Annotated in this window: 20 protein-coding genes and 1 riboswitch; of the genes, 11 read left to right on the top strand and 9 right to left on the bottom strand. The window is 69.4% G+C overall.

Features of this window, described 5'->3' with window-relative positions; genetic code table 11:
- Nucleotides 1–18 precede the first annotated feature (18 nt).
- The gene (locus tag FVE25_RS32205) at nucleotides 19–1,302 is read left to right on the top strand and encodes an MATE family efflux transporter (RefSeq protein ID WP_157250876.1); all 1,284 of its coding nucleotides are present in this window, start codon (nucleotides 19–21) and stop codon (nucleotides 1,300–1,302) included.
- On the opposite strand, the gene gltX is transcribed toward FVE25_RS32205, so the two are convergent.
- Nucleotides 1,196–2,569, bottom strand: a complete 1,374-nt coding sequence (gene gltX / locus FVE25_RS32200) for a glutamate--tRNA ligase (RefSeq protein WP_157250875.1) — start codon at nucleotides 2,567–2,569, stop codon at nucleotides 1,196–1,198. The genes FVE25_RS32205 and gltX overlap by 107 nt on opposite strands.
- Nucleotides 2,562–3,338 (bottom strand): fumarylacetoacetate hydrolase family protein, encoded by a 777-nt coding sequence (locus FVE25_RS32195; RefSeq protein ID WP_157250874.1) that lies wholly within the window; start codon nucleotides 3,336–3,338, stop codon nucleotides 2,562–2,564. Before FVE25_RS32195 ends, gltX begins: the two co-directional genes overlap by 8 nt.
- A 238-nt stretch (nucleotides 3,339–3,576) precedes the next feature.
- Here FVE25_RS32195 and FVE25_RS32190 point away from each other — a divergent pair, with 238 nt between their 5' ends.
- From FVE25_RS32190 to FVE25_RS32165, 6 genes are all read left to right on the top strand, one after another.
- Nucleotides 3,577–3,984 carry an Asp23/Gls24 family envelope stress response protein gene (locus FVE25_RS32190; RefSeq protein WP_157250998.1) on the top strand — a complete coding sequence of 136 codons (408 nt, stop codon included), beginning with the start codon at nucleotides 3,577–3,579 and terminating at the stop codon, nucleotides 3,982–3,984.
- Nucleotides 3,981–4,370 (top strand): Asp23/Gls24 family envelope stress response protein, encoded by a 390-nt coding sequence (locus FVE25_RS32185; RefSeq protein ID WP_181019773.1) that lies wholly within the window; start codon nucleotides 3,981–3,983, stop codon nucleotides 4,368–4,370. The genes FVE25_RS32190 and FVE25_RS32185 overlap by 4 nt, the downstream gene beginning before the upstream one ends.
- Complete coding sequence (locus FVE25_RS32180) at nucleotides 4,367–4,552, top strand: hypothetical protein (protein ID WP_157250873.1); 186 nt, start codon at nucleotides 4,367–4,369, stop codon at nucleotides 4,550–4,552. The genes FVE25_RS32185 and FVE25_RS32180 overlap by 4 nt, the downstream gene beginning before the upstream one ends.
- Nucleotides 4,549–4,914: an Asp23/Gls24 family envelope stress response protein gene (locus tag FVE25_RS32175; RefSeq protein WP_157250872.1), complete on the top strand. Its 366-nt coding sequence runs from the start codon at nucleotides 4,549–4,551 to the stop codon at nucleotides 4,912–4,914. Before FVE25_RS32180 ends, FVE25_RS32175 begins: the two co-directional genes overlap by 4 nt.
- Nucleotides 4,911–5,468: a DUF6286 domain-containing protein gene (locus tag FVE25_RS32170; RefSeq protein WP_157250871.1), complete on the top strand. Its 558-nt coding sequence runs from the start codon at nucleotides 4,911–4,913 to the stop codon at nucleotides 5,466–5,468. Before FVE25_RS32175 ends, FVE25_RS32170 begins: the two co-directional genes overlap by 4 nt.
- A 76-nt stretch (nucleotides 5,469–5,544) precedes the next feature.
- Complete coding sequence (locus tag FVE25_RS32165) at nucleotides 5,545–6,099, top strand: alkaline shock response membrane anchor protein AmaP (RefSeq protein ID WP_157250870.1); 555 nt, start codon at nucleotides 5,545–5,547, stop codon at nucleotides 6,097–6,099.
- Here the strand turns inward: FVE25_RS32165 and FVE25_RS32160 are convergent.
- Genes FVE25_RS32160 through FVE25_RS32150 form a run of 3 tightly spaced genes read right to left on the bottom strand, consistent with a single transcriptional unit; the run spans nucleotide 6,096 to nucleotide 7,854 of the window.
- Entirely contained in the window at nucleotides 6,096–6,446 is a 351-nt protein-coding gene (locus tag FVE25_RS32160; protein WP_157250869.1) for an antibiotic biosynthesis monooxygenase family protein, read from the bottom strand. The two genes, FVE25_RS32165 and FVE25_RS32160, sit on opposite strands and share 4 nt — an antisense overlap.
- A 24-nt stretch (nucleotides 6,447–6,470) precedes the next feature.
- Nucleotides 6,471–7,244, bottom strand: a complete 774-nt coding sequence (locus tag FVE25_RS32155; protein WP_157250868.1) for an SAM-dependent methyltransferase — start codon at nucleotides 7,242–7,244, stop codon at nucleotides 6,471–6,473.
- Between the two features lie 10 nt (nucleotides 7,245–7,254).
- Nucleotides 7,255–7,854, bottom strand: a complete 600-nt coding sequence (locus FVE25_RS32150; RefSeq protein ID WP_157250867.1) for an HD domain-containing protein — start codon at nucleotides 7,852–7,854, stop codon at nucleotides 7,255–7,257.
- A gap of 111 nt (nucleotides 7,855–7,965) precedes the next feature.
- Here FVE25_RS32150 and FVE25_RS32145 point away from each other — a divergent pair, with 111 nt between their 5' ends.
- Both FVE25_RS32145 and FVE25_RS32140 read left to right on the top strand, forming a co-directional pair.
- On the top strand, nucleotides 7,966–9,585 hold the full coding sequence (locus FVE25_RS32145; protein WP_246267735.1) for a heparinase II/III family protein: 1,620 nt from the start codon (nucleotides 7,966–7,968) through the stop codon (nucleotides 9,583–9,585).
- 84 nt (nucleotides 9,586–9,669) lie between these two features.
- The gene (locus tag FVE25_RS32140) at nucleotides 9,670–11,187 is read left to right on the top strand and encodes a golvesin C-terminal-like domain-containing protein (RefSeq protein ID WP_157250866.1); all 1,518 of its coding nucleotides are present in this window, start codon (nucleotides 9,670–9,672) and stop codon (nucleotides 11,185–11,187) included.
- A 59-nt stretch (nucleotides 11,188–11,246) separates the two neighbouring features.
- On the opposite strand, the gene cimA is transcribed toward FVE25_RS32140, so the two are convergent.
- Nucleotides 11,247–12,821, bottom strand: a complete 1,575-nt coding sequence (gene cimA, locus FVE25_RS32135; protein WP_157250865.1) for a citramalate synthase — start codon at nucleotides 12,819–12,821, stop codon at nucleotides 11,247–11,249.
- A 198-nt stretch (nucleotides 12,822–13,019) separates the two neighbouring features.
- Nucleotides 13,020–13,667 (bottom strand): DsbA family protein, encoded by a 648-nt coding sequence (locus FVE25_RS32130; RefSeq protein WP_157250864.1) that lies wholly within the window; start codon nucleotides 13,665–13,667, stop codon nucleotides 13,020–13,022.
- Nucleotides 13,668–13,798: 131 nt separating this feature from the next.
- Between FVE25_RS32130 and FVE25_RS32125 the strand changes: the two genes are divergently transcribed.
- On the top strand, nucleotides 13,799–14,398 hold the full coding sequence (locus FVE25_RS32125; RefSeq protein WP_157250863.1) for a Uma2 family endonuclease: 600 nt from the start codon (nucleotides 13,799–13,801) through the stop codon (nucleotides 14,396–14,398).
- Between the two features lie 14 nt (nucleotides 14,399–14,412).
- On the top strand, nucleotides 14,413–15,057 hold the full coding sequence (locus FVE25_RS32120; protein ID WP_157250862.1) for an O-methyltransferase: 645 nt from the start codon (nucleotides 14,413–14,415) through the stop codon (nucleotides 15,055–15,057).
- Nucleotides 15,058–15,126: 69 nt separating this feature from the next.
- Here the strand turns inward: FVE25_RS32120 and FVE25_RS32115 are convergent, their stop codons facing one another.
- Nucleotides 15,127–16,224 (bottom strand): branched-chain amino acid aminotransferase, encoded by a 1,098-nt coding sequence (locus FVE25_RS32115; RefSeq protein WP_157250861.1) that lies wholly within the window; start codon nucleotides 16,222–16,224, stop codon nucleotides 15,127–15,129.
- An 889-nt stretch (nucleotides 16,225–17,113) separates the two neighbouring features.
- Complete coding sequence (locus FVE25_RS32110; RefSeq protein WP_157250860.1) at nucleotides 17,114–18,169, bottom strand: 3-isopropylmalate dehydrogenase; 1,056 nt, start codon at nucleotides 18,167–18,169, stop codon at nucleotides 17,114–17,116.
- 97 nt (nucleotides 18,170–18,266) lie between these two features.
- A riboswitch (cyclic di-AMP (ydaO/yuaA leader) is annotated at nucleotides 18,267–18,413 on the top strand.
- Nucleotides 18,414–18,425: the final 12 nt, after the last annotated feature.

The following is an 18,425-nucleotide window of genomic DNA, read 5'->3' as shown; positions in this document are numbered from 1 at the left end:
GCGAATCGAGGTATCCAGATGTTCAGGCTGGCCTTCCCCATCTACGTGGAACTGCTCACCGCGGTCGTCGCGGTGAGCGTCATCGACCTGCTCTGGGTCTCCGGCCTGGGCGAGAGCGCGGTCGCGGCGGTCACCGTGGCCACGAGCACCGAATACCTGGCGCTCGGCCTCTTCCTGGCCGTCCAGACCGGCCTCACCGTGCTCGTCGGCCGCCGCGACGGCCACGCCCCGCTCGCGCCGCTGATCAGGACCGGCTGGCTGCTCTGGGCGGCCGTCAGCCTCGCGGTGGCCGTCCCCGGCGTGCTGCTGCGCGAGCCGCTGGCCGCCCTGTTCGCCGCCGACGCCGGGACCGCGGCGCTGACCGCCGACTTCTATCTCGTCTCGCTCGCCGGGCTGCCGGTCTTCTTCGCCCAGGGCCTGGTCGACGGCGTGCTCAAGGGCAAGGGCAACACCAGGCTCCCGATGCGCCACGCGCTGATCTGCAACGTCCTGGTCATCGGCCTGGATCCGCTGTTCATCTACGGCCTCGGCCTGGGCGTCCAGGGCGCCGCGCTGGCGACCGTCCTCGCGCGGCTGGCCACGCTCGGCGTCGCCCTCCTGGCTCTGGTACGGCACGCGCCCTCGGACGGCCCGGGCCGGGCCTCCGCGGGGGAGCTCGTGCGCCTCGGGCTGCCCATGTCCGGAGATTTCCTGGCTCGTGCCCTGGCCGGGATGGTCCTGGTGGACGTCGTGGCCGGGTTCGGGGTGGCCGCGCAGGCCGGATACGGCATCGGGTCGAAGATCATGCTGGCCGGGGTCATGGCCTTCTACGCGCTGCGCCAGGCCACGATGATCAGGACCGCCCGGTCGGAGCCGGTCGGCCGGCCCCTGCTGCTCGGGCTCGGCGCCGGGGTGGCCGTGGCGGCGGTGCTCAACCTGGTGGCCGCGCCGGTCGCCGGATGGTTCACCGGCGGCCCCGGGCCGGCGGTGGAGTTTCTGCGCTGGATGACGCTCTACCTGGTGCCGTTCGGGGGGCTCATCGCCGTCGGCGGCGTCATGCAGGCCAGTGGCAGGGGCGGCCGCCTGCTGGGCGTCACCCTGGCCGGCTTCGCCGTACAGCTGCCCCTCGCCTACGCGCTGAGCGCGTGGGCCGGTGTCACCGGGGTGTGGTGGTCGATGGCCGCCGGGGCCCTGGTGAGCCTCGGCGGCGCCGTACTCATGCCTGGAGCCGGGCCAGGGCGGCGCGCAGGCGGTCCTGGGCGCGCTCGCGGCCGAGGACCTCGATCGACTCGAACAGCGGCAGGCCCACGGTCCGGCCGGTGATCGCCACGCGGACCGGCGCCTGCGCCTTGCCCAGCTTGAGCCCGTGGGCGGTGCCGACCTCCTCCAGGGCGACCTTCAGGGACTCCGGGTCCCAGCTGACGCTCTCCAGGCGGTCGAGGTAGCCGGAGAGGATCGCGGCCGGCTCGTTCTTCATCGCCTTGTCCCAGGACGCCTGGTCGAAGACGGGCTCGTCGAGGAAGAGGAAGTCGACGTTCTGCCGGATCTCCGACAGCACCCCGATGCGGGTCTGGGCCAGCGGGGCGACTTTGCTGAAGGTCTCGCGGTCCCAGCTCGCGTCGAGGTAGCCGGCGCAGCGCTCCTCGAAGGTCTCCAGCGGCAGGGCGCGGATGTACTCGCCGTTGAAGGCGCGCAGCTTCTTCTCGTCGAAGAAGGCGCTGGCGGAGTTGACGTTGTCCAGCTTGAACAGCGGCATCATCTCCGACCACGGCATGATCTCGCGGTCGTCGCCGGGGCCCCAGCCGAGCAGCATGAGGTAGTTGACCATGGCCTCGGCCAGGTAGCCCTCCTCACGGTAGGACTCCAGGGCCACCTTGTCGCGGCGCTTGGACAGCTTCTTGCGCTGTTCGTTGACGATCACCGGCAGGTGCGCCCAGACCGGCGGCCGGGCGCCGAGGGCGGGCCAGAGCATGACCTGCTTGGCGGCGTTGCCCAGGTGCTCCTCGCCGCGCACGACGTGGGTGATGCTCTGGGTGATGTCGTCGACCGCGTTGGCCAGCACGTACAGCGGGGAGCCGTCGGTGCGGGCGATGACGAAGTCCTCCTGCGCGTCGTTGGGGAACTCGACCCGGCCGCGGATGACGTCCTCGACCACGGTGACGCCCTCGTCGGGGGTGCGGAAACGCACCGCGCCCGCGGTCAGGCCGCGCCCGCGGCAGTGGCCGTCGTAGCCCTTGTGCTCGGAGCCGGTGCGGGCGACCAGGTCCTCGCGGGTGCAGTCGCAGTAGTAGGCGCGCCCGTCGGCCAGCAGTTTGGCGACGGCCTCGCGGTGCTGCGGCTCGAAGGCCGACTGGAAGTAGGGGCCTTCGAAGGCCGGGTTGGTGCCGTTGACGCCGATCCAGTCGAGCGCGGAGATGATGCCCTCGGTCCACTCCGGCTGGTTGCGCGAGGCGTCGGTGTCCTCGATGCGCAGCACGAAGGTGCCGCCCGACTGTTCGGCCAGCGCCCAGTTGAACAGCGCGGTGCGGGCGCCGCCCACGTGGAACATGCCGGTCGGTGAGGGCGCGAACCGCACCCGCAGATCAGTCACGGGAAACCACCTTGTTCGTGAGTGTGCCGATGCCCTCGATGCCGACGCTGACCTCGTCGCCGACCTCCAGCGGGCCCACGCCCGCCGGGGTTCCGGTGAGGATCACGTCGCCGGGGATCAGCGTCATGATGGCGCTGACGTAGGCCACCAGCGCGGGGATGTCGTTGATGAGCTGGTTCGTGCGCCCGCTCTGGCGCACGTCGCCGTTGACCGTGGTGGTCAGTGCGAGGTCGGCCGGGTCGAGGTCGGTCTGGATCCAGGGGCCCAGCGGGCAGAAGGTGTCGAACCCCTTGGCCCGGGTGAACTGCCCGTCCTTCTTCTGCAGGTCGCGGGCGGTGACGTCGTTGGCGCAGGTGTAGCCGAAGATGACGTCCTTGACGCGCTCGACCGGGACCTCGCGGCACAGCCGGCCGATGACGACGGCCAGCTCACCCTCGTAGTCGACGCGGTGGGACAGCGACGTCGGGTAGGCGATCGGCTGACCGTGGCCGATGACCGAGGTCGAGGGCTTGAGGAAGATGAGCGGCTCCTCCGGCACCTCGTTGCCCAGTTCGGCGGCGTGCTCGGCGTAGTTGCGGCCGATGGCGATGACCTTGCTCGGCAGCATCGGGGCCAGCAGCTTGACCTGGGCCAGCGGGTACCGCTCGCCGGTGAACTGCACCTGGTTGAAGGGATGGCCGGCGATCGTGGAGACGAACTCCTCGCCCGGGCCGCCTTCGACCACGCCGAATACGGGATCGTCGCCTGTGGAGAACCTCGCTATACGCACCTGACAAGGCTAGCGCCGACGTGCCGGAGCTCGCCCCACGTGGGCCGATGGCGGCCAGCAGCAAGTCATGACTTGTCCATGAATGCAGGTCAGGCCGCATTTTTCTGGATTTGTCGGTTATGTAACAAGAAACAGTTACTTATGGTGACGAATCAATTCTCGGGGGTGACGGATCGTGTCGGAAGCCACGGTCAAGGAGACGCCGGCCGTACCACGGGCACGGACCCAGAACGGGACCATGACCGGCGCGCTCACCAGCGACATGGGCACCACGACCATCGACGACGGAGTCGTCGCCAAGATCGCCGGGCTGGCCGCCCGTGAGGTCAGCGGCGTCTTCGACATGGGCGGCGGCGCCGCGCGGGCCATGGGGACCGTGCGCGGCTTCGTCGGCGCCGACAAGAGCGTCGCGCAGGGCGTCTCCGTCGAGGTCGGCGAACGTCAGGCCGCCGTCGATCTCGACCTCGTCGTCGAGTACGGCAGCGCCATCCCCGACCTGGCCTCGGCCGTGCGCAAGAACGTGATCTCGGCCATCGAGCGCATGTGCGGCCTGGAGGTGACCGAGGTCAACATCAAGGTCGACGACGTTCACCTGCCCGGTCAGAAGTCCGAGGACGCGCCCAAGAAGGAACCCCGGGTCCAATGACCGACGCCCGGGCGATCGCGGACGAGGCGCTCCGCGTCCCCGGGGTGGCCGGGCTGACCGGCGGCCCCTTCGGGACCGTCGCCACCTACCTCCCCGGCGAACGGCTGGCCGGGGTGGCGGTGCGCGACGACGGCGTCGAGATCTCGATCGCCGCCCGGGCCGGGCACCCGCTGCCGGACCTCGCCGACGACGTACGGCGGGCGGTGGCGGGCCTCGTCGGCCCCCTGCCGGTGAACATCCGCATCGACGACCTCGTCGAAGACCCGCCCACCGAAGTCCCGCCCGCCGAAGTCCCGCCCGCCGAAGTCCCGCTCGTCGACAACCCGCCCGTCGAAGGCCCGCTCGTCGTGGACCTGATCGTCGAGGATCTGGAGGAGATCCCATGAGCTACCACCCGCTGGCACTGATCGGCATGGCCGTCGGCATGGTGCTCGGCCTGGCCGGCGCCTTCGGCGGCATCGGCGCGTTCGTGCTCGTGCTGCTGCTCGGCGCGCTCGGCTTCCTGATCGGCCGCATCGCCGAAGGCGGCGAGGTGAGCGTGGCCCACCTGACCGTGAGGCGCAAGTGAGCACGACGTCCGCCGAGCCGGTCCGCCTGCCCGCCCAGCGCGTGCCGGCGGAGCTGCGCGGCCGTACCTCGATCACCGACCGGGCGGCCACCCGCATCACCTGCCGGCTCGCCGAGTCGCTGGCCGGCGTCCGCGCGGTGACCGCGCACGACGGGCTGCCGTGGACGCGCACCACGGCCGCCCGGGTGGACGGCGACCAGGTCCGGGTCCGGCTGTTCGTGACCGTCGGGTACCCGGCGCCGTTGCGGGCCGCCACCCGGCGCATCCGGGAGGAACTGGCCGGCGAACTGGGCAGGCTGACCGGGCTGAGGGTGTCCGAGGTGGACGTCGTCGTGACCCATCTCGCGCCGGGTGCGCCATGAGCGCCGGGGATCGGGCGGCGCTGGGCGCGTTCCGGCCGGGCCGGACGGTGCCCGCGGTGATCGTCGCGGCACTGCTGGCGGTCCTGGGCACGGTCGTGGCCGCAGAGGTGATCGCGCGGCTGTTCGGCCGGTCGCTCGGCTGGCTGCCCGGCCCGGCGTTGCTCGCGTGGGGGCGCGGCACGATGTGGCAGAGCCCGGCCGTGCTGATCGGGGCCGCCCTCGTGACGCTGATCGGCCTGGCGCTCCTGCTCACGGCGTTCCTGCCGGGACGGCCCCGGCTCGTGCCGCTGCGCACCGGGGACCCGGACCTCGTCATCGGTATGCGCCGGCAGAGCTTCACCACCGCGCTGGCCCGGGCCGCCGCCGAGGTGCCCGGTGTCCGGTCGGCCCGTGCCGTGACGCGCCGCCGTACCGTGACCGTCACCGCGACCACCAGCGGCTGGAACGACGCCGCCACCGGCGACGCGGTCCGTGAGGCCGTCCTGGCACGGCTGGCCGCGCTCGGCCCCGTCCAGGAGCACCGGGTGGCGATCCGCCTGAAGGAGCGTCCATGAGCACCCTGTTTGAAGGAACGGCCGTGAGCACTCTGCCTGAAGGAGCGGCCGTGACACTTTTCCCGAAGGAGCGTCGATGAACACGGCCACACGGCGCGGAAACCGGCTCGGCCTGGCCCTGGTCGGGCTGCTGCTGACCGTCCTGGGCGGCGCGGCCGTGGCCAGAAGCCTCGGCCTGCTCCCCCAGAACTGGGCCCCGGCCGCGGAACCGCTGGTCAACGGCCCGGTCCTCGCGTTCTTCTCGCGGTCGTGGGCGTGGTGGGCGGTGGCCGCGGGCGCGGTGGTGCTGGCCGTACTGGCGCTGCGGTGGTTGCTCGTGCAGGGACGGCGGGCCACGGTGTCGTCGCTGCGGCTGGAGACAGGCCCCGGCGGCGTCACCGAGATCACCGCGAACGGCGTCGCGGAGGCCGTCACCGCGGAGATCACCGCCAGCCCCGCCGTCCTGAGCGCCACCGCCGACCTGACCGGCTCGCCTCACGCTCCCGAGGTACGGCTGCGCCTGGTCGCCGGCGAGGACGCCCGGATCGGCGAGATCAAGGAACACCTGGCCGGGGTGGCGATCCCGCACATGCGCGACGCCCTGGAGACCGACCGGCTGCCCGCCGTGGCCCGCGTGACGCTGAAGGGTTAGTCCTTGGGCGCGGCGCTCTGCACGACCTCGAAGGACCACACCTGGGAGCCGGTGGCCGCGGGACCGTGCCCGTGCCCGTGGTCCTGTCCCTGGGCCTTGGCGGCCTCGGCCGCCTGGGCGTGGCCGCGCTGGAACGCCTGGCTCTGCTGCCAGGTCTGGAAGTCCTCCTCACTGCGCCAGCGGGTGTAGACGAGGTACTGGTCGGTGCCCTCGAGGGGGCGCAGCAGCTCGAACCACTCGAACCCGTCGGCCGATTCGACCATGCCCGCCCGGTTGGCGAACCTCTTCTCCAGTTCCTCGCGCATCTCGGCGGGAACGGTCAGCGCATTGATCTTCACGACAGCCATGTGCCAACCCTATGCGGACACCTTCTAGGGCTTGCGGGCCACCGCGCAGAACTCGTCCACCACCGGCTGCGGGGTGCCCTGCGGCCGCCAGTCGGGGCAGGAGACGACGCCGGGCTCGAGAATGTCCAGGCCGTCGAGGAAGGAGCCGATCTGCTCCGGGCTGCGCAGGTGGTAGGGGACGGAGCCGCTCTGGTTCCAGATGGCGATGGCCGCCTCGAACTCGGGGCCCTTGATGACGTTGGTGCCGTCGGCCACGGCCACGTAGCTGCCGGAGGGCAGGGCGGCGACCAGGGCGGCGACGATCTGCCTGGCCTGGTCGTAGTCGGGGATGTGGCCCAGGATGTTGAGCAGCATCAGCGCGACGGGGCGGCTGAAGTCCAGCGTGGTCTCGGTGGCGGCGGCCAGGATCGCCCGCGGCTCGCGCAGGTCGGCGTCGATGTACTCGGTCAGGCCCTCGGGGCTGCCGACCAGCAGGGCGCGGGCGTGGGCCAGCACGATGGGGTCGTTGTCCACGTACACCACGCGGGAGTCCGGGGCGACGCGCTGGGCGACCTCGTGGGTGTTGTTGACCGTGGGCAGGCCGGTGCCGATGTCGAGGAACTGGCGAATCCCGGCCTCGCCGGCGAGGAAGGTGACGGCGCGGGTGAGGAAGGCCCGCGACTCCTTGGCGATCGGCACGATCTCGGGGAAGACGCGGGCGAACTGGTCACCGATCTCACGATCGATCTCGTAGTTGTCCTTGCCCCCGAGCCAGTAGTTCCAGATTCTCGGCGAATGGGACACCGTGGTATCGATCATGCGACCAACCTCAGGAGTTCAGCGGATTCCTGGCCAGTTTGTCAGCAATACCCCCTCGGACGAAACCCGCCGCGATGCTGTCGGGTTTGCGGGTTCCCTGCTCGGTCACACAGGCGGCGAACTCCTTGACCAGGTCCAGCCGCGGGTGGCGGGCCAGCACCTCGCTCCTGAGCGGCTCGGGGATCTCCTCGGTCTGGCGGCCGGAGATGTCCATGGCGGTGGAGAGCTCCAGCAGGCGCCCTTCCGGATCGTCCTCCGGGACGTCGGCGGCGTCCCACATGTGGCGGACGATCACCTCGGCCGCGCGCCTCCTGCGCTCGGCCGGCCAGCCCGCGCCGGCCCCGAAGACCCACGCCACGTGCCCGCCGGCCTCCTCGAACGGCACCGTGTGGCTGTCGAACTCCTTCGTCAGCCCGATGTCGTGCAGCATCGAGGCGACGTAGAGCAGTTCGGCGTCGAAGGCGATCCCGTGCCCCTGCCCGTGGGCGGCGGCGAACAGATAGGCGCGGATGGAGTGGTTGAGCAGGGAAGGCGAGTGAAACTCGGTCGCGACCTCGAGGGCGAGGCGGCAGGCGGCGGTGTCCGGCACCACGATGTCGTCGTATTTCACGAAGACAGCATGGCATCAGGCCGCTAACAATCGCGCACCCGGCTTGACCTCTTGATCGCGAGTCCGAAAACATGACTCGCTCTGAGTTCCATCCCCGGAAGGACCACCGGCGTGCGCCGCCTCGCGATACCCCTTGCCCTCATGCTCGCCGTCACCGGGCTCGGGGCCCCCGCTCAGGCAGCGGACAAGGTCAAGCGCACCGCCGAGTGCCAGGGCGACTGGATCCCCGGCACGCCCACCGCCGAGGAGGTCATGGGCGGCGAGATCTCGCTGGTGGGACAGCCGCCGTACAAGATCGGCCAGAAGATCGACTGGGGCGCCAGCCCGTACCGGAACCGCTCCTGGGAGTTCGTGTTCCACTCGCTGCGCTGGGTCGGCACGCTCGTCGTCGCCTACGAGAACACCGGCGAGGAGCGCTTCCTCAAGCGGGCCAAGGAGATCACCAAGGACTGGGCGGCCGGCAACAAGCGGGGCGCCGGCCGTACCAAGCCCTATGTCTGGAAAGACCACCCGACCTCGCTGCGCACGCAGGCGCTGGTCTGCCTGAGCATGCACGTGAAGGACGGCTGGCTCAAGGACAGCCTGAAGGAGCACGCCAAGCTGCTGGCCGACCCCCGCCTGTACAAGAAGGGCCACAACCACGGCATCGACCAGGACATCGCGCTCATGGGCATCGGCTGCAGGCTGAACCGGCGCGATTGGACCTCGCTGGCGATCAAGCGGCTGACGGGCACGGTCAAGCTCGACGTGGACTCCCAGGGCGCGCTGATGGAGCAGGCGCCGCGGTACGCCGTCTATGTGTACGGCCGGCTCCAGGTCGCGATGACCAACATGCGCGACTGCGAGCGGAAGGTACCCGGCGAGATCGCCAAGCGGACCGAGGCCATGAAGGCGTTCGTCGCCCATGCCACCGAGCCCAGCGGGTACATGGTGCCGATCGGCGACGGCAGCGCCGAGACCGAGCCGAAGATGGAGACCGGCACCCCGAAGGAGAAGGTCAAGGTCTACCGCGCCGGGTACGCCTTCGGGCGCACCGACTGGACGAAGGACGCGGCCTACTACTCGCTGCGGTTCGGGCCCGGGATGAAGTTCCACGGGCACGAGGACCACATGGGCGTCACCTACTACGCCGACGGGCGCGACATCCTGGTCGACGCCGGGTTCCACTCCTACGAGAAGAGCTCCTACCGCTACTGGACGCTCTCCCCCGAGGCGCACAACGTCCCCATGGTCGAGGGCGCGCGGTTCCGGCCGCGCACCGCCACCAAGCTCACGAAGACGGCGTACGGCGCCGGCCGCCAGACCTTCCGGGTCACGGACAAGGCGTATGGCGTCAGCCGTACCAGGTCGTTGTTCGTCAACCACGGCGAGGACGTGATGGCGGTGCGCGACACCGCGGCCGGCGGGAAGAAGGTGCGCAACCTGTGGCGGTTCGACCCCGCGCTGAACGTGGTCTCCAACGCGGGCGGCCGGGTCGTGCTGGGCGATGGGAAGTACAGGGTCACGCTGGTGCAGTTGGCCGGGTGCGCGCCGGTCGGCGGGCAGAAGGTGGAGCGGGGCGGCGGGCGCGGCTGGGTGTCGCCGACGTATCTGGGGAAGAAGGCGGCCAGCGTGGTGGTCTCGCCTGCGGCCAAGGAGCTGGTGACGGTGATCGTGCCGGGTACCGACGCGCCGAAGGTGTCGTGTTCCGGGGGAAAGGTGAAGGTGAACGGGGTGTCGGTGGTTTTCTGAACAGGGATACGACGGAAAGTTTCAAGTAAACCCAGAGTGATGTCAATTATCGACATCTGTCAGGGTTAGTCGTATCTTGCGGCCATGAGGGCAACTCGAACCCCCCGATTAACGCTTCTCGCCACGAGCATCCTCGCCATGCTCACCCTCGTCCTCCCCACCGCCGCCAACGCCACCACCCGCACCGGCCCCCTGACCGCGGCCTTCGACCAGGCGGCCGAGACCTATCGGGTCCCCCGCGACCTGCTGGTCACCATCGCCTACGCGGAGACCCACTTCGACGGCCACGCCGGTCAGCCCTCCGCCAGCGGCGGCTACGGCGTCATGCACCTGGTCAGCAACCCCACCGCCAAGGTCCTGGAGAAGGCCGCCGGCCTCACCGGGCTGTCCAAGCGGGCCCTCAGGAACGACTCCGGCGCCAACGTCAAGGGCGGCGCCGCCGTCCTGCGCGCCTACGCCGACGAACTCGGCCTCCCGGCCGACGCCGGGCTCGGCGCCTGGTACCCGGTCGTGGCCAAGTACAGCAACGCCGCCGACCCGGCCACCGCGCGCCTGTACGCCGACACCGTCTACGACTTCCTCGGCAAGGGCCTGACCGGCGCCGCGGGCGCCGAGCAGATCAGCGTCGCCGCCCAGAACGTCACCGCGGAACGCGGCGCCTACGCGGAAGCCCAGGACCTGACCGCCATGGCCGCCATGAGCCCCGACTACCCGCCGGCCGCCTGGGTCGCCGCCAACTCGGGCAACTACACCGCCTCCAGCCGCGAGAGCAGCTACAACATCGACCGCGTGATCATCCACGTCACGCAGGGCTCCTACGCCGGGACCATCTCCTGGTTCCAGAACCCGAGCGCCAACGTCTCCGCCCACTACGTGATCCGCAGCTCCGACGGCGCGGTCACCCAGATGGTGCGCGACAAGGACGTCGCCTGGCACGCCGGGAACTGGAGCTACAACACGCGCTCCATCGGCATCGAGCACGAGGGCTTCGTCGACAACCCCTCGTGGTTCACCGACGCCATGTACCGCAGCTCCGCCGCGCTGACCGCCTACCTGTGCAACAAGTACGGCATCCCGAAGACCCGCACCGGAATCATCGGGCACAACGAGGTCCCCGGTGCCACCCACACCGACCCCGGCCGGTACTGGGACTGGAACAAGTACATGCAGTACGTGACCGGAGGCGGCGGCACCACCTGGTCCACCATCGTGGACAACGCCACCGACGGCCGGTTCACCGCCAGCGCCAACTGGGGCACCTCCACCTACTCCACCCAGCGCCACGGGGCCGACTACCGGTTCGCCGACCCCGTCGCCGCCAGCGACGCCGCCTGGTTCAAGGCGAGCATCCCCAGCTCGGGCACCTACAACGTCGAGGTCTGGTATCCGGCGCTGCCGGGATACAACAGCTCGGCGCCCTACATCGTGGCCACCTCCAGCGGGAACCAGACGGTCTACGTCGACCAGCGTTCCGGCGGGGGCGGGTGGCGAAGCATCGGGACGTTCTCGCTCAACGCCGGTGACTACAACGTGGTCGGGGTGAGCCGGTGGACATCCGGCACCGGCCTCGTGATCGCCGACGCTGTGCGCATCAGTAAGTAGCTCCTGGCCTTCGTTCGGGTACGGCGGCGCCGTACCCGAACCCTCTCCACCGCGCCTTCCTACAGGTCGCGGCCCGCGCGCAGGAGGCCGTAGGTGACCGCCTGCTCGAGGGCCTGCCAGGAGGCGTCGATGATGTTCTCGTCCACGCCGACCGTCGCCCACTCGCCCGTGGCGTCGCTGGTCGTGATGAGGACGCGGGTGACGGCGTCGGTGCCGTGGGTGCCCTCGAGTATGCGCACCTTGAAGTCGATCAGCTCGACCTCGGCCAGCTCCGGGTAGAGCTTCTCCAGGCCCAGCCGTACCGCCTTGTCGAGGGCGTTGACCGGGCCGTTGCCCTCGCCCGTGGCCACGATGCGCTCGCCCTTGGCGTGCAGCTTGACCGTGGCCTCGCTGACCAGTTCGCCGCCCTTGGTGCGCTCGACGATCACCCGCCAGGACTCCACCTCGAAGTGCCGCCTGCGCTCGCCCTTGAGCGTGTCGCGCAGCAGGAGCTCGAAGGAGGCGTCCGCGGCCTCGAACGTGTAGCCCTTGGCCTCCAGGTCCTTGACCCGGTCCACGAGTTCCTTGGAGATCTCGGGGGTCAGCTGGTAGCCGAGCTCGCGGCCCTTCAGCTCGACGCTGGCCCGGCCCGCCATGTCGGAGACCAGCATGCGCATGTCGTTGCCGACCGCCGCCGGGTCGATGTGCTGGTAGAGGTTCGGGTCCACCTTGATGGCGCTGGCGTGCAGGCCCGCCTTGTGCGCGAAGGCGGACATGCCCACGTACGGGGCGTGGGAGTTCGGGGTGACGTTGGTGACCTCGGTGATCGCGTGGGCGATCCGGGTCATGTCCGCCAGCGCCGCGTCCGGGACCAGGTCGAAGCCCCGCTTGAGCTGCAGGTTGGCCACGACGGTGAACAGGTTCGCGTTGCCGGAGCGCTCGCCGTACCCGTTGGCGCAGCCCTGCACGTGCGTGGCGCCCGCCTTCACCGCGGCCAGCGTGTTGGCCACCGCGCAGCCGGTGTCGTCGTGACAGTGGATGCCGACGCGGGCGCTGGTCTGCACCGCCTCGTAGACGACCTCGGCCAGTTCGTCGGGGAGCATGCCGCCGTTCGTGTCACACAGGGCGATCACGTCGGCGCCGGCTTCGGCCGCGGTCCTGACGACCTCCAGAGCGTAGGCTGGATTGGACGCGAAGCCGTCGAAGAAGTGCTCGGCGTCGAGGAAGACCCGCTGGCCCTCCGCTTTCAGATGAGAGACGGTGTCGCGGATCATCGCGAGATTCTCATCGAGGGTCGTGCGGAGGGCCAGCTCCACGTGCCGGTCGTGACTCTTGGCGACAAGGGTCACGACCGGCGCGCCGGATTCGCGCAAAGCGGCAACCAGAGGGTCATCTGCTGCCTTCATGCCTGCCCGGCGGGTCGCGCCGAACGCGGCAAGCTGCGCGTGCTTCAGGTCCAGCTCTGTTTGAGCCCGCCTGAAGAACTCTGTGTCCTTGGGGTTGGCGCCCGGCCAGCCCCCTTCGATGAAACCGACGCCCAGGCTGTCCAGGTGGCGCGCGATGGACAGCTTGTCGGCCACCGTCAGGTTGAGGCCTTCCTGCTGTGCGCCATCGCGCAGCGTGGTGTCGTACACGTGGAAGCGGTCGTCGGCCATCTGATTGGTCTCCCGTGGAAATGAAAAAGACCCCTCACGGACGTGAGAGGTCTGCGCGCTGGCGGTGTCCCGTTTGTTAGCCAGCGCGCCTGCCGATAATGAGCAGACCGTAGAACATGGTGAGATGGAGTCTGCCACATGGATTCACCATCTGGCACACCGGTCTCACGTTCTGGGACAACCCTTTAGACGCCGCAGTCAGATGGTGACGCCGTCGCCGCCGGTGATGAGCCGCTCCAGCGCCTTCGGGTCGAACGCCTCCTCGCCGAGCATCCGGCCGTTGAGCAGGACCGTCGGGGTGCCTTCGAGGCGGATCCCGGCGCTCTGGCGCAGGTGCTGGTTGGCATGGGTCAGGCTGGAGACGCACTCGTCCACCGAGGCGCCCGCCTTGCGGGCCGCGCCCACGAGTTCCCGCGGGGTGAAGCCGCTCGCGGAGCCGTGCGGGGCGGGCTGGATCGCGTACAGCTCGTCGCGGAAGGCCAGCCAGTTCGCCTCCGGGACGCATCGGGCGGCGGCGGCCGCGCGGATGCTGTTGGAGCGCATCGGCTCATCCTGGAAGATCGTCACCGGGTGGAACACCACGCGCACCGCCCCCTGCTTGGCCAGGCGCTGGATCGTGGGGTCCACGGCGTCGTGCAGGCGCTTGCAGACGGGGCAGTCGAAGTCTTCGTAGAGGTCGAGGACCGGGGCGGTCACGCCGGGCTTGACCAGGACCATCGAACCGTCCGGCTGACGGGTCAGCTGGTAGGTGCCCTGGCTGCCGGACGGCTCCGTGAAGGCCACGACAGCGAGTACGGCAAGAACGACACACGCGACCACCAGGGCCGCCACCAGCCTCATTTTCATCGGGGCGACCCTATCATTTGCGACATATTGGTCAGGTATTCGAACAAGGTTGCGATGACTTTGAGGTGGCATTACCTTGGGTCGTGCTGTCATCACATTGCGTTCATCTCTCTGGAGGGGATGATGGAACCATGGCCAAACTTCTCGCGCGTCCTACCGCCGCCGAGGACGATCTGCTGGCGCAGTATCGAACGGTGTGCACGCACTTCGACCCGCAGCGTGTCGAGCTCATCCACGGCCGGATCGTGGTGAGCCCCATGCCGACCGGACTCCACAACAACATCATCGCGCTGCTGCTCTTCCAGCTCACCGGCTTCCTGATGGAGCGTGACTGGCGGCCGTGGACCAACATCAAGCTGTTCATGGGCACCCAGACCGACAGATTCATCCCCGACCTCGTGGTCGTCTCCAAGCGCCCGCGCATGTGGGGCCAAGACGAGGTTTACGCCGACGACACCCACCTCGTCGTCGAGGTCGTCTCCCCCAGCAGCGTCAACGACGATTACCACGACAAACCTGCCGCCTACGCCGCCGCCGGGGTCCCCCTCTTCCTCCGCATCGACCCCATCAAATCCACCGCCGACCTGTTCGCCCTTCCTGCCGAGGGGGCCTTCACCCACCACACCGAGGTCACGTTCGGCGCCGGGCTAGCGCTCCCCGCCCCTTGGAACCTCACCCTCGACACCGCCGTGTTCAACGACGCCGAACCCACCGAAGACCAGCCCGGCTGATCGACAATGGCGCCATGAAGAACTTCGTCCTCGACCAGCCGATCGCCCAGTACATCCACGAGCACACCACCCACCCGGACGCACTCCTGGAGCAACTGGCCATCGAGACCCGCGAAGCCACCGGCGACGAGGCCAGCATGCAGATCTCCGCCTCCCAGGGCCGCCTGCTGACCATGCTCACCCAGTTCGTCAATCCGGCCGTGGTGGTCGAGCTGGGCACGTTCACCGGCTACTCGTCCCTGTGCCTGGCAAGAGGACTGTCGGGCGGCCACCTGTACTGCTACGACGTCAGCGACGAATGGACGGCCATCGCCAAGCGCTACTGGGAGGCGGCGGGCGTGGCCGACCGCATCACCCTGACCCTCGGCCCCGCCACCGAGACCCTCCCGGCCCTGGACGCCCAGGTGGACCTGGCCTTCGTCGACGCGGACAAGGAAGGCTATCCCGCCTACTACGAACTGCTGATGGAACGCCTGCGACCGGGCGGACTGATCATGGTGGACAACACGCTGTGGACGGGCTACGTAGTCGACCCGGCCAGGAACGACGCGACGACGGTGGCGATGCGCGAGTTCAACGACATGGTGATGGAAGATCCCCGCGTGACCACGACCATCCTGCCGATCTCCGACGGGCTCACGCTGATCCGCAAGAACTGACGGCCCTGAGTGGGGTCGCGCCTGCCCCCGGTTGAGGGGAGAGGGCAGGCGCGACGCGAAGCCGTACCGTCAGCCGATCTTGTGGACCCAGCCGTGCTGGTCGGGGCGGTTGCCGTACTGGATGCCGACCAGTTCGTCGCGGATGCGCATGGTGACCGGGCCGGGGGTGCCGTCGCCGATGGTCCAGGCGCGGTCGGCGCCCTTCACGGAGCCGACCGGGGTGACCACGGCCGCGGTGCCGCAGGCGAAGACCTCGGTGAGCTCGCCGGACTCGCAGCCGGCCTGCCACTCCTCGATGGACAGGCGGCCCTCCTCGGCCTCCAGGCCGAGGTCGGCGGCGAGGGTGAGGATGGAGTCGCGGGTGATGCCGGGCAGAAGCGTGCCGGTGAGCGCCGGGGTGAGCAGTTTGTTGCCGTAGACGAAGAAGAGATTCATGCCGCCCATCTCCTCGACGTACCGATGCTCGTGGGCGTCGAGCCAGACCACCTGGTCGCAGCCCTTCTCGACCGCCTCACGCTGGGCGACGAACGCCGCGGCGTAGTTGCCGCCGCACTTGGCGGCGCCGGTGCCACCGGGCGCGGCGCGGGTGTACTCGGTCGAGAGCCACACGGAGACGGGCTTGACGCCGCCGCTGAAGTAGGAGGCCGCGGGAGAGGCGATGGCCATGTAGCGGTAGCTCTTCGACGGATAGTTGACGCCGAGACCGACCTGGGTGGCGATGATGAACGGGCGCAGGTAGAGGCTGTGGCCCTCGGTGGTCGGCACCCACTCGCGATCGGTGTGCACGAGAAGCTCGAGCGACTCGACGAAGGCGTCTTCCGGCAGTTCGGGCATGGCCATGCGCACACAGGAACGATTGAAACGGGCGGCGTTGGCATAGGGGCGGAACGTGACGATGGAGCCGTTCGCGTGACGGTACGCCTTCAGGCCCTCGAACAGCTCCTGCGCGTAGTGGAAGACGGCGGTGGCCGGGTCGAAGGTGAGCGGTCCGTACGGCGTGAGCCTGGCGTCGTGCCAGCCAGTGCCTTCGGTGTAGTCGATCGAGATCATGTGATCGGTGAAGGCCTGCCCGAAACCGGGGTTCGCCAGTACCGCCTCGCGCTCTGCCGCGGTGCGAGCGTGGTCGGATAGCTGCACGTCGAAGCTGAGCTTCTGAGCGGTGGTCATGACGGAGATCCTTCTCTTTCTCTGAGGACTACCCTGAATCCATTCTGCGCCGGATCGGGTAACGGGAACTTACTGCATCCAATTGGACGACCGTTAGGGCGCGACGAAAACGCCCGATAGCTCTCGCGAGCCACCGGGCGTTGGGTGGGCAGGCGGCCGCGAGAGCGCTGGGGGCGCCTGGGCCGCGTACTCGGTCGGTTACGTGGGCTTCACGTTGCGCCGTTGGGGCGAAGATCTGAAGACCTTGTGCGGGGGGTTTCCGCTGGTCGTCGTCGAGGTCCTCGGGGTCCGGTCAGGGGTTCCCGGGGGTCTCGGGTCAAGATCTTCGCTCTCCTTGCGAACCTCCTCGCCGACCGGTCCCTGCCCTTGGGGGCTGGGAGGGATCGGCCGAGGGCCGTGGTCAGCTTGGGACCCGGGTCCGGGTTCCTGGAGCTCCCGTTCGGATCCTGAGGCTCCGCTCGGAGTTCCGGCGGGTCCCGCCCCAGGTTCCGGCGGGCTGCGCTCGGGGCGCCGGGCCCGGTCAGGGTTCCGGCGGATCCCGGCCAGGCTCCCGGCGGGTCCCGGTCAGGGCTCCGGTGCGCCCCGGTGGGGTCCACTCAGAATCCTGGCGGCTCCGCTCGGCATCCCGGCGGCTCCTGTTCCCCTCGACCCGGGGTATCCAACGGCCCGTGGTTCGCAACCGTCCACGCGTTCGGCGGATCACCTGGTGACGTGGCACCCATGGGTGGGGTGCGCCTTGCGTGGACTGCGGAGGACGGCGGGGCCGGCGGGACTCGCAGGTCGCTGTCCGTGCCCTGGGGCGCGGACTCTGCGGGGTTGAGCTGACGACGGATGGGGTCGGTTCGCGGTGGTACGGCGCGCTGCTCGTGAACCGGTGTGACCGGCGGCGTCAGGCGCCGCCGGATACTCGGGCGGCGATGTCGTCGCCGATTTCGTGGGTGGTGCGGCTGCCCCAGCCGGCCAGCCGTTCCACGATGTCGTCGGCCACCGCCTGCTCGACGCGCGCGGCCTCCTGGGTGAGGCCGAGGTGGTCCAGGAGCATGGCGACCGAGAGGATGGTGGCGGTGGGGTCGGCCTTGTTCTGGCCGGCGATGTCGGGCGCGCTGCCGTGCACCGGCTCGAACATGCTGGGCGCGGCCCCCTCGGGGTTGATGTTGCCGCTGGCGGCCAGGCCGATGCCGCCGGCGACGGCGGCGCCAAGGTCGGTGATGATGTCGCCGAAGAGGTTGTCGGTGACGATCACGTCGAAGCGCTCGGGCTGGTTGACGAAGTACATGGTGGCCGCGTCGATGTGCACGTAGTCGGTGGTGACCTCGGGGTATTCCTCGGCCACGCGGTCGAAGGTGCGCTGCCAGAGGTCGCCGGCGTAGGCGAGCACGTTGGTCTTGTGGACGAGCGTGAGCTTCTTGCGCGGCCGGGTCTTCGCCTTGGCGAAGGCGTAGCGGACGACGCGCTCGACGCCGTAGGCGGTGTTGATGGACTCCTGTGTGGCGACCTCGTACGGCGTGCCCTTGCGCATGGCGCCACCGGTGCCGGCGTAGAGGGATTCGGTGCCCTCGCGGACGACGACGATGTCGATGTTCTCGGCCGGGGTGTCGGCGAGCGGGGTTTCGACACCGGGCAGCAGCTTGACCGGGCGCAGGTTGACGTAGTGGTCGAAGTCAAAGCGGATGCGCAGCAGCAGGTCGCGCTCCAGCAGGCCGGGCGGCACCTTGCGGGGGTCGCCGACGGCGCCGAGGAGGATGGCGTCGTAGCCGCGTAGCTCCTGGAGTACGGAGTCGGGCAGGACCTCGCCGGTCCTGGCGTAGCGGTCCGCGCCAAGGTCGTAGTGCGTGATGTCGAACTTGGGGCCGACGGCCTCGAGAACCTTGAGACCTTCGGTGACGACTTCGGTACCGATGCCGTCCCCGGGGATGACGGCCAGGCGAATGCTGCGCGACTCCATGGGTGCACCTTACCGGGTGTCTCGCCTGACGAGCACACCATCTCATTTTTCGGACAATCCGTTTTGACCGATTTGCCACGCTTTGACTGTTTCGTTAAAGTCCCAGACGCCTAATCCACGCAACCGAGCGTGGAGCCGGGGACCCACCTTTCTCCATGGGGCGAATCGGCGTTTCCCCACGCCGTAGGGCCACTTCCAGGCCCGAGCCCGACAGCTAACCCGGCCGGCCGTATGGAAGGACAGACCCCTGTCTCGC

Source organism: Nonomuraea typhae, from assembly GCF_009760925.1.
GTDB classification, from domain to species: Bacteria; Actinomycetota; Actinomycetes; order Streptosporangiales; family Streptosporangiaceae; genus Nonomuraea; species Nonomuraea typhae.
Note: the sequence above shows the minus strand (reverse complement) of the source record. Positions and strands in the feature narration are given on the sequence as shown.

Excerpts from the sequence above, each read along its gene's own strand:
- FVE25_RS32205 (WP_157250876.1), top strand. The coding sequence starts at position 19 with ATGTTCAGGCTGGCCTTCCCCATCTACGTGGAACTGCTCACCGCGGTC.
- FVE25_RS32190 (WP_157250998.1), top strand. The coding sequence starts at position 3,577 with ATGACCGGCGCGCTCACCAGCGACATGGGCACCACGACCATCGACGAC.
- FVE25_RS32185 (WP_181019773.1), top strand. The coding sequence starts at position 3,981 with ATGACCGACGCCCGGGCGATCGCGGACGAGGCGCTCCGCGTCCCCGGG.
- FVE25_RS32180 (WP_157250873.1), top strand. The coding sequence starts at position 4,367 with ATGAGCTACCACCCGCTGGCACTGATCGGCATGGCCGTCGGCATGGTG.
- FVE25_RS32170 (WP_157250871.1), top strand. The coding sequence starts at position 4,911 with ATGAGCGCCGGGGATCGGGCGGCGCTGGGCGCGTTCCGGCCGGGCCGG.
- FVE25_RS32165 (WP_157250870.1), top strand. The coding sequence starts at position 5,545 with ATGAACACGGCCACACGGCGCGGAAACCGGCTCGGCCTGGCCCTGGTC.
- FVE25_RS32160 (WP_157250869.1), bottom strand. The coding sequence starts at position 6,446 with ATGGCTGTCGTGAAGATCAATGCGCTGACCGTTCCCGCCGAGATGCGC.
- FVE25_RS32155 (WP_157250868.1), bottom strand. The coding sequence starts at position 7,244 with ATGATCGATACCACGGTGTCCCATTCGCCGAGAATCTGGAACTACTGG.
- FVE25_RS32140 (WP_157250866.1), top strand. The coding sequence starts at position 9,670 with ATGAGGGCAACTCGAACCCCCCGATTAACGCTTCTCGCCACGAGCATC.
- cimA (WP_157250865.1), bottom strand. The coding sequence starts at position 12,821 with ATGGCCGACGACCGCTTCCACGTGTACGACACCACGCTGCGCGATGGC.
- FVE25_RS32130 (WP_157250864.1), bottom strand. The coding sequence starts at position 13,667 with ATGAAAATGAGGCTGGTGGCGGCCCTGGTGGTCGCGTGTGTCGTTCTT.
- FVE25_RS32125 (WP_157250863.1), top strand. The coding sequence starts at position 13,799 with ATGGCCAAACTTCTCGCGCGTCCTACCGCCGCCGAGGACGATCTGCTG.
- FVE25_RS32120 (WP_157250862.1), top strand. The coding sequence starts at position 14,413 with ATGAAGAACTTCGTCCTCGACCAGCCGATCGCCCAGTACATCCACGAG.
- FVE25_RS32115 (WP_157250861.1), bottom strand. The coding sequence starts at position 16,224 with ATGACCACCGCTCAGAAGCTCAGCTTCGACGTGCAGCTATCCGACCAC.
- FVE25_RS32110 (WP_157250860.1), bottom strand. The coding sequence starts at position 18,169 with ATGGAGTCGCGCAGCATTCGCCTGGCCGTCATCCCCGGGGACGGCATC.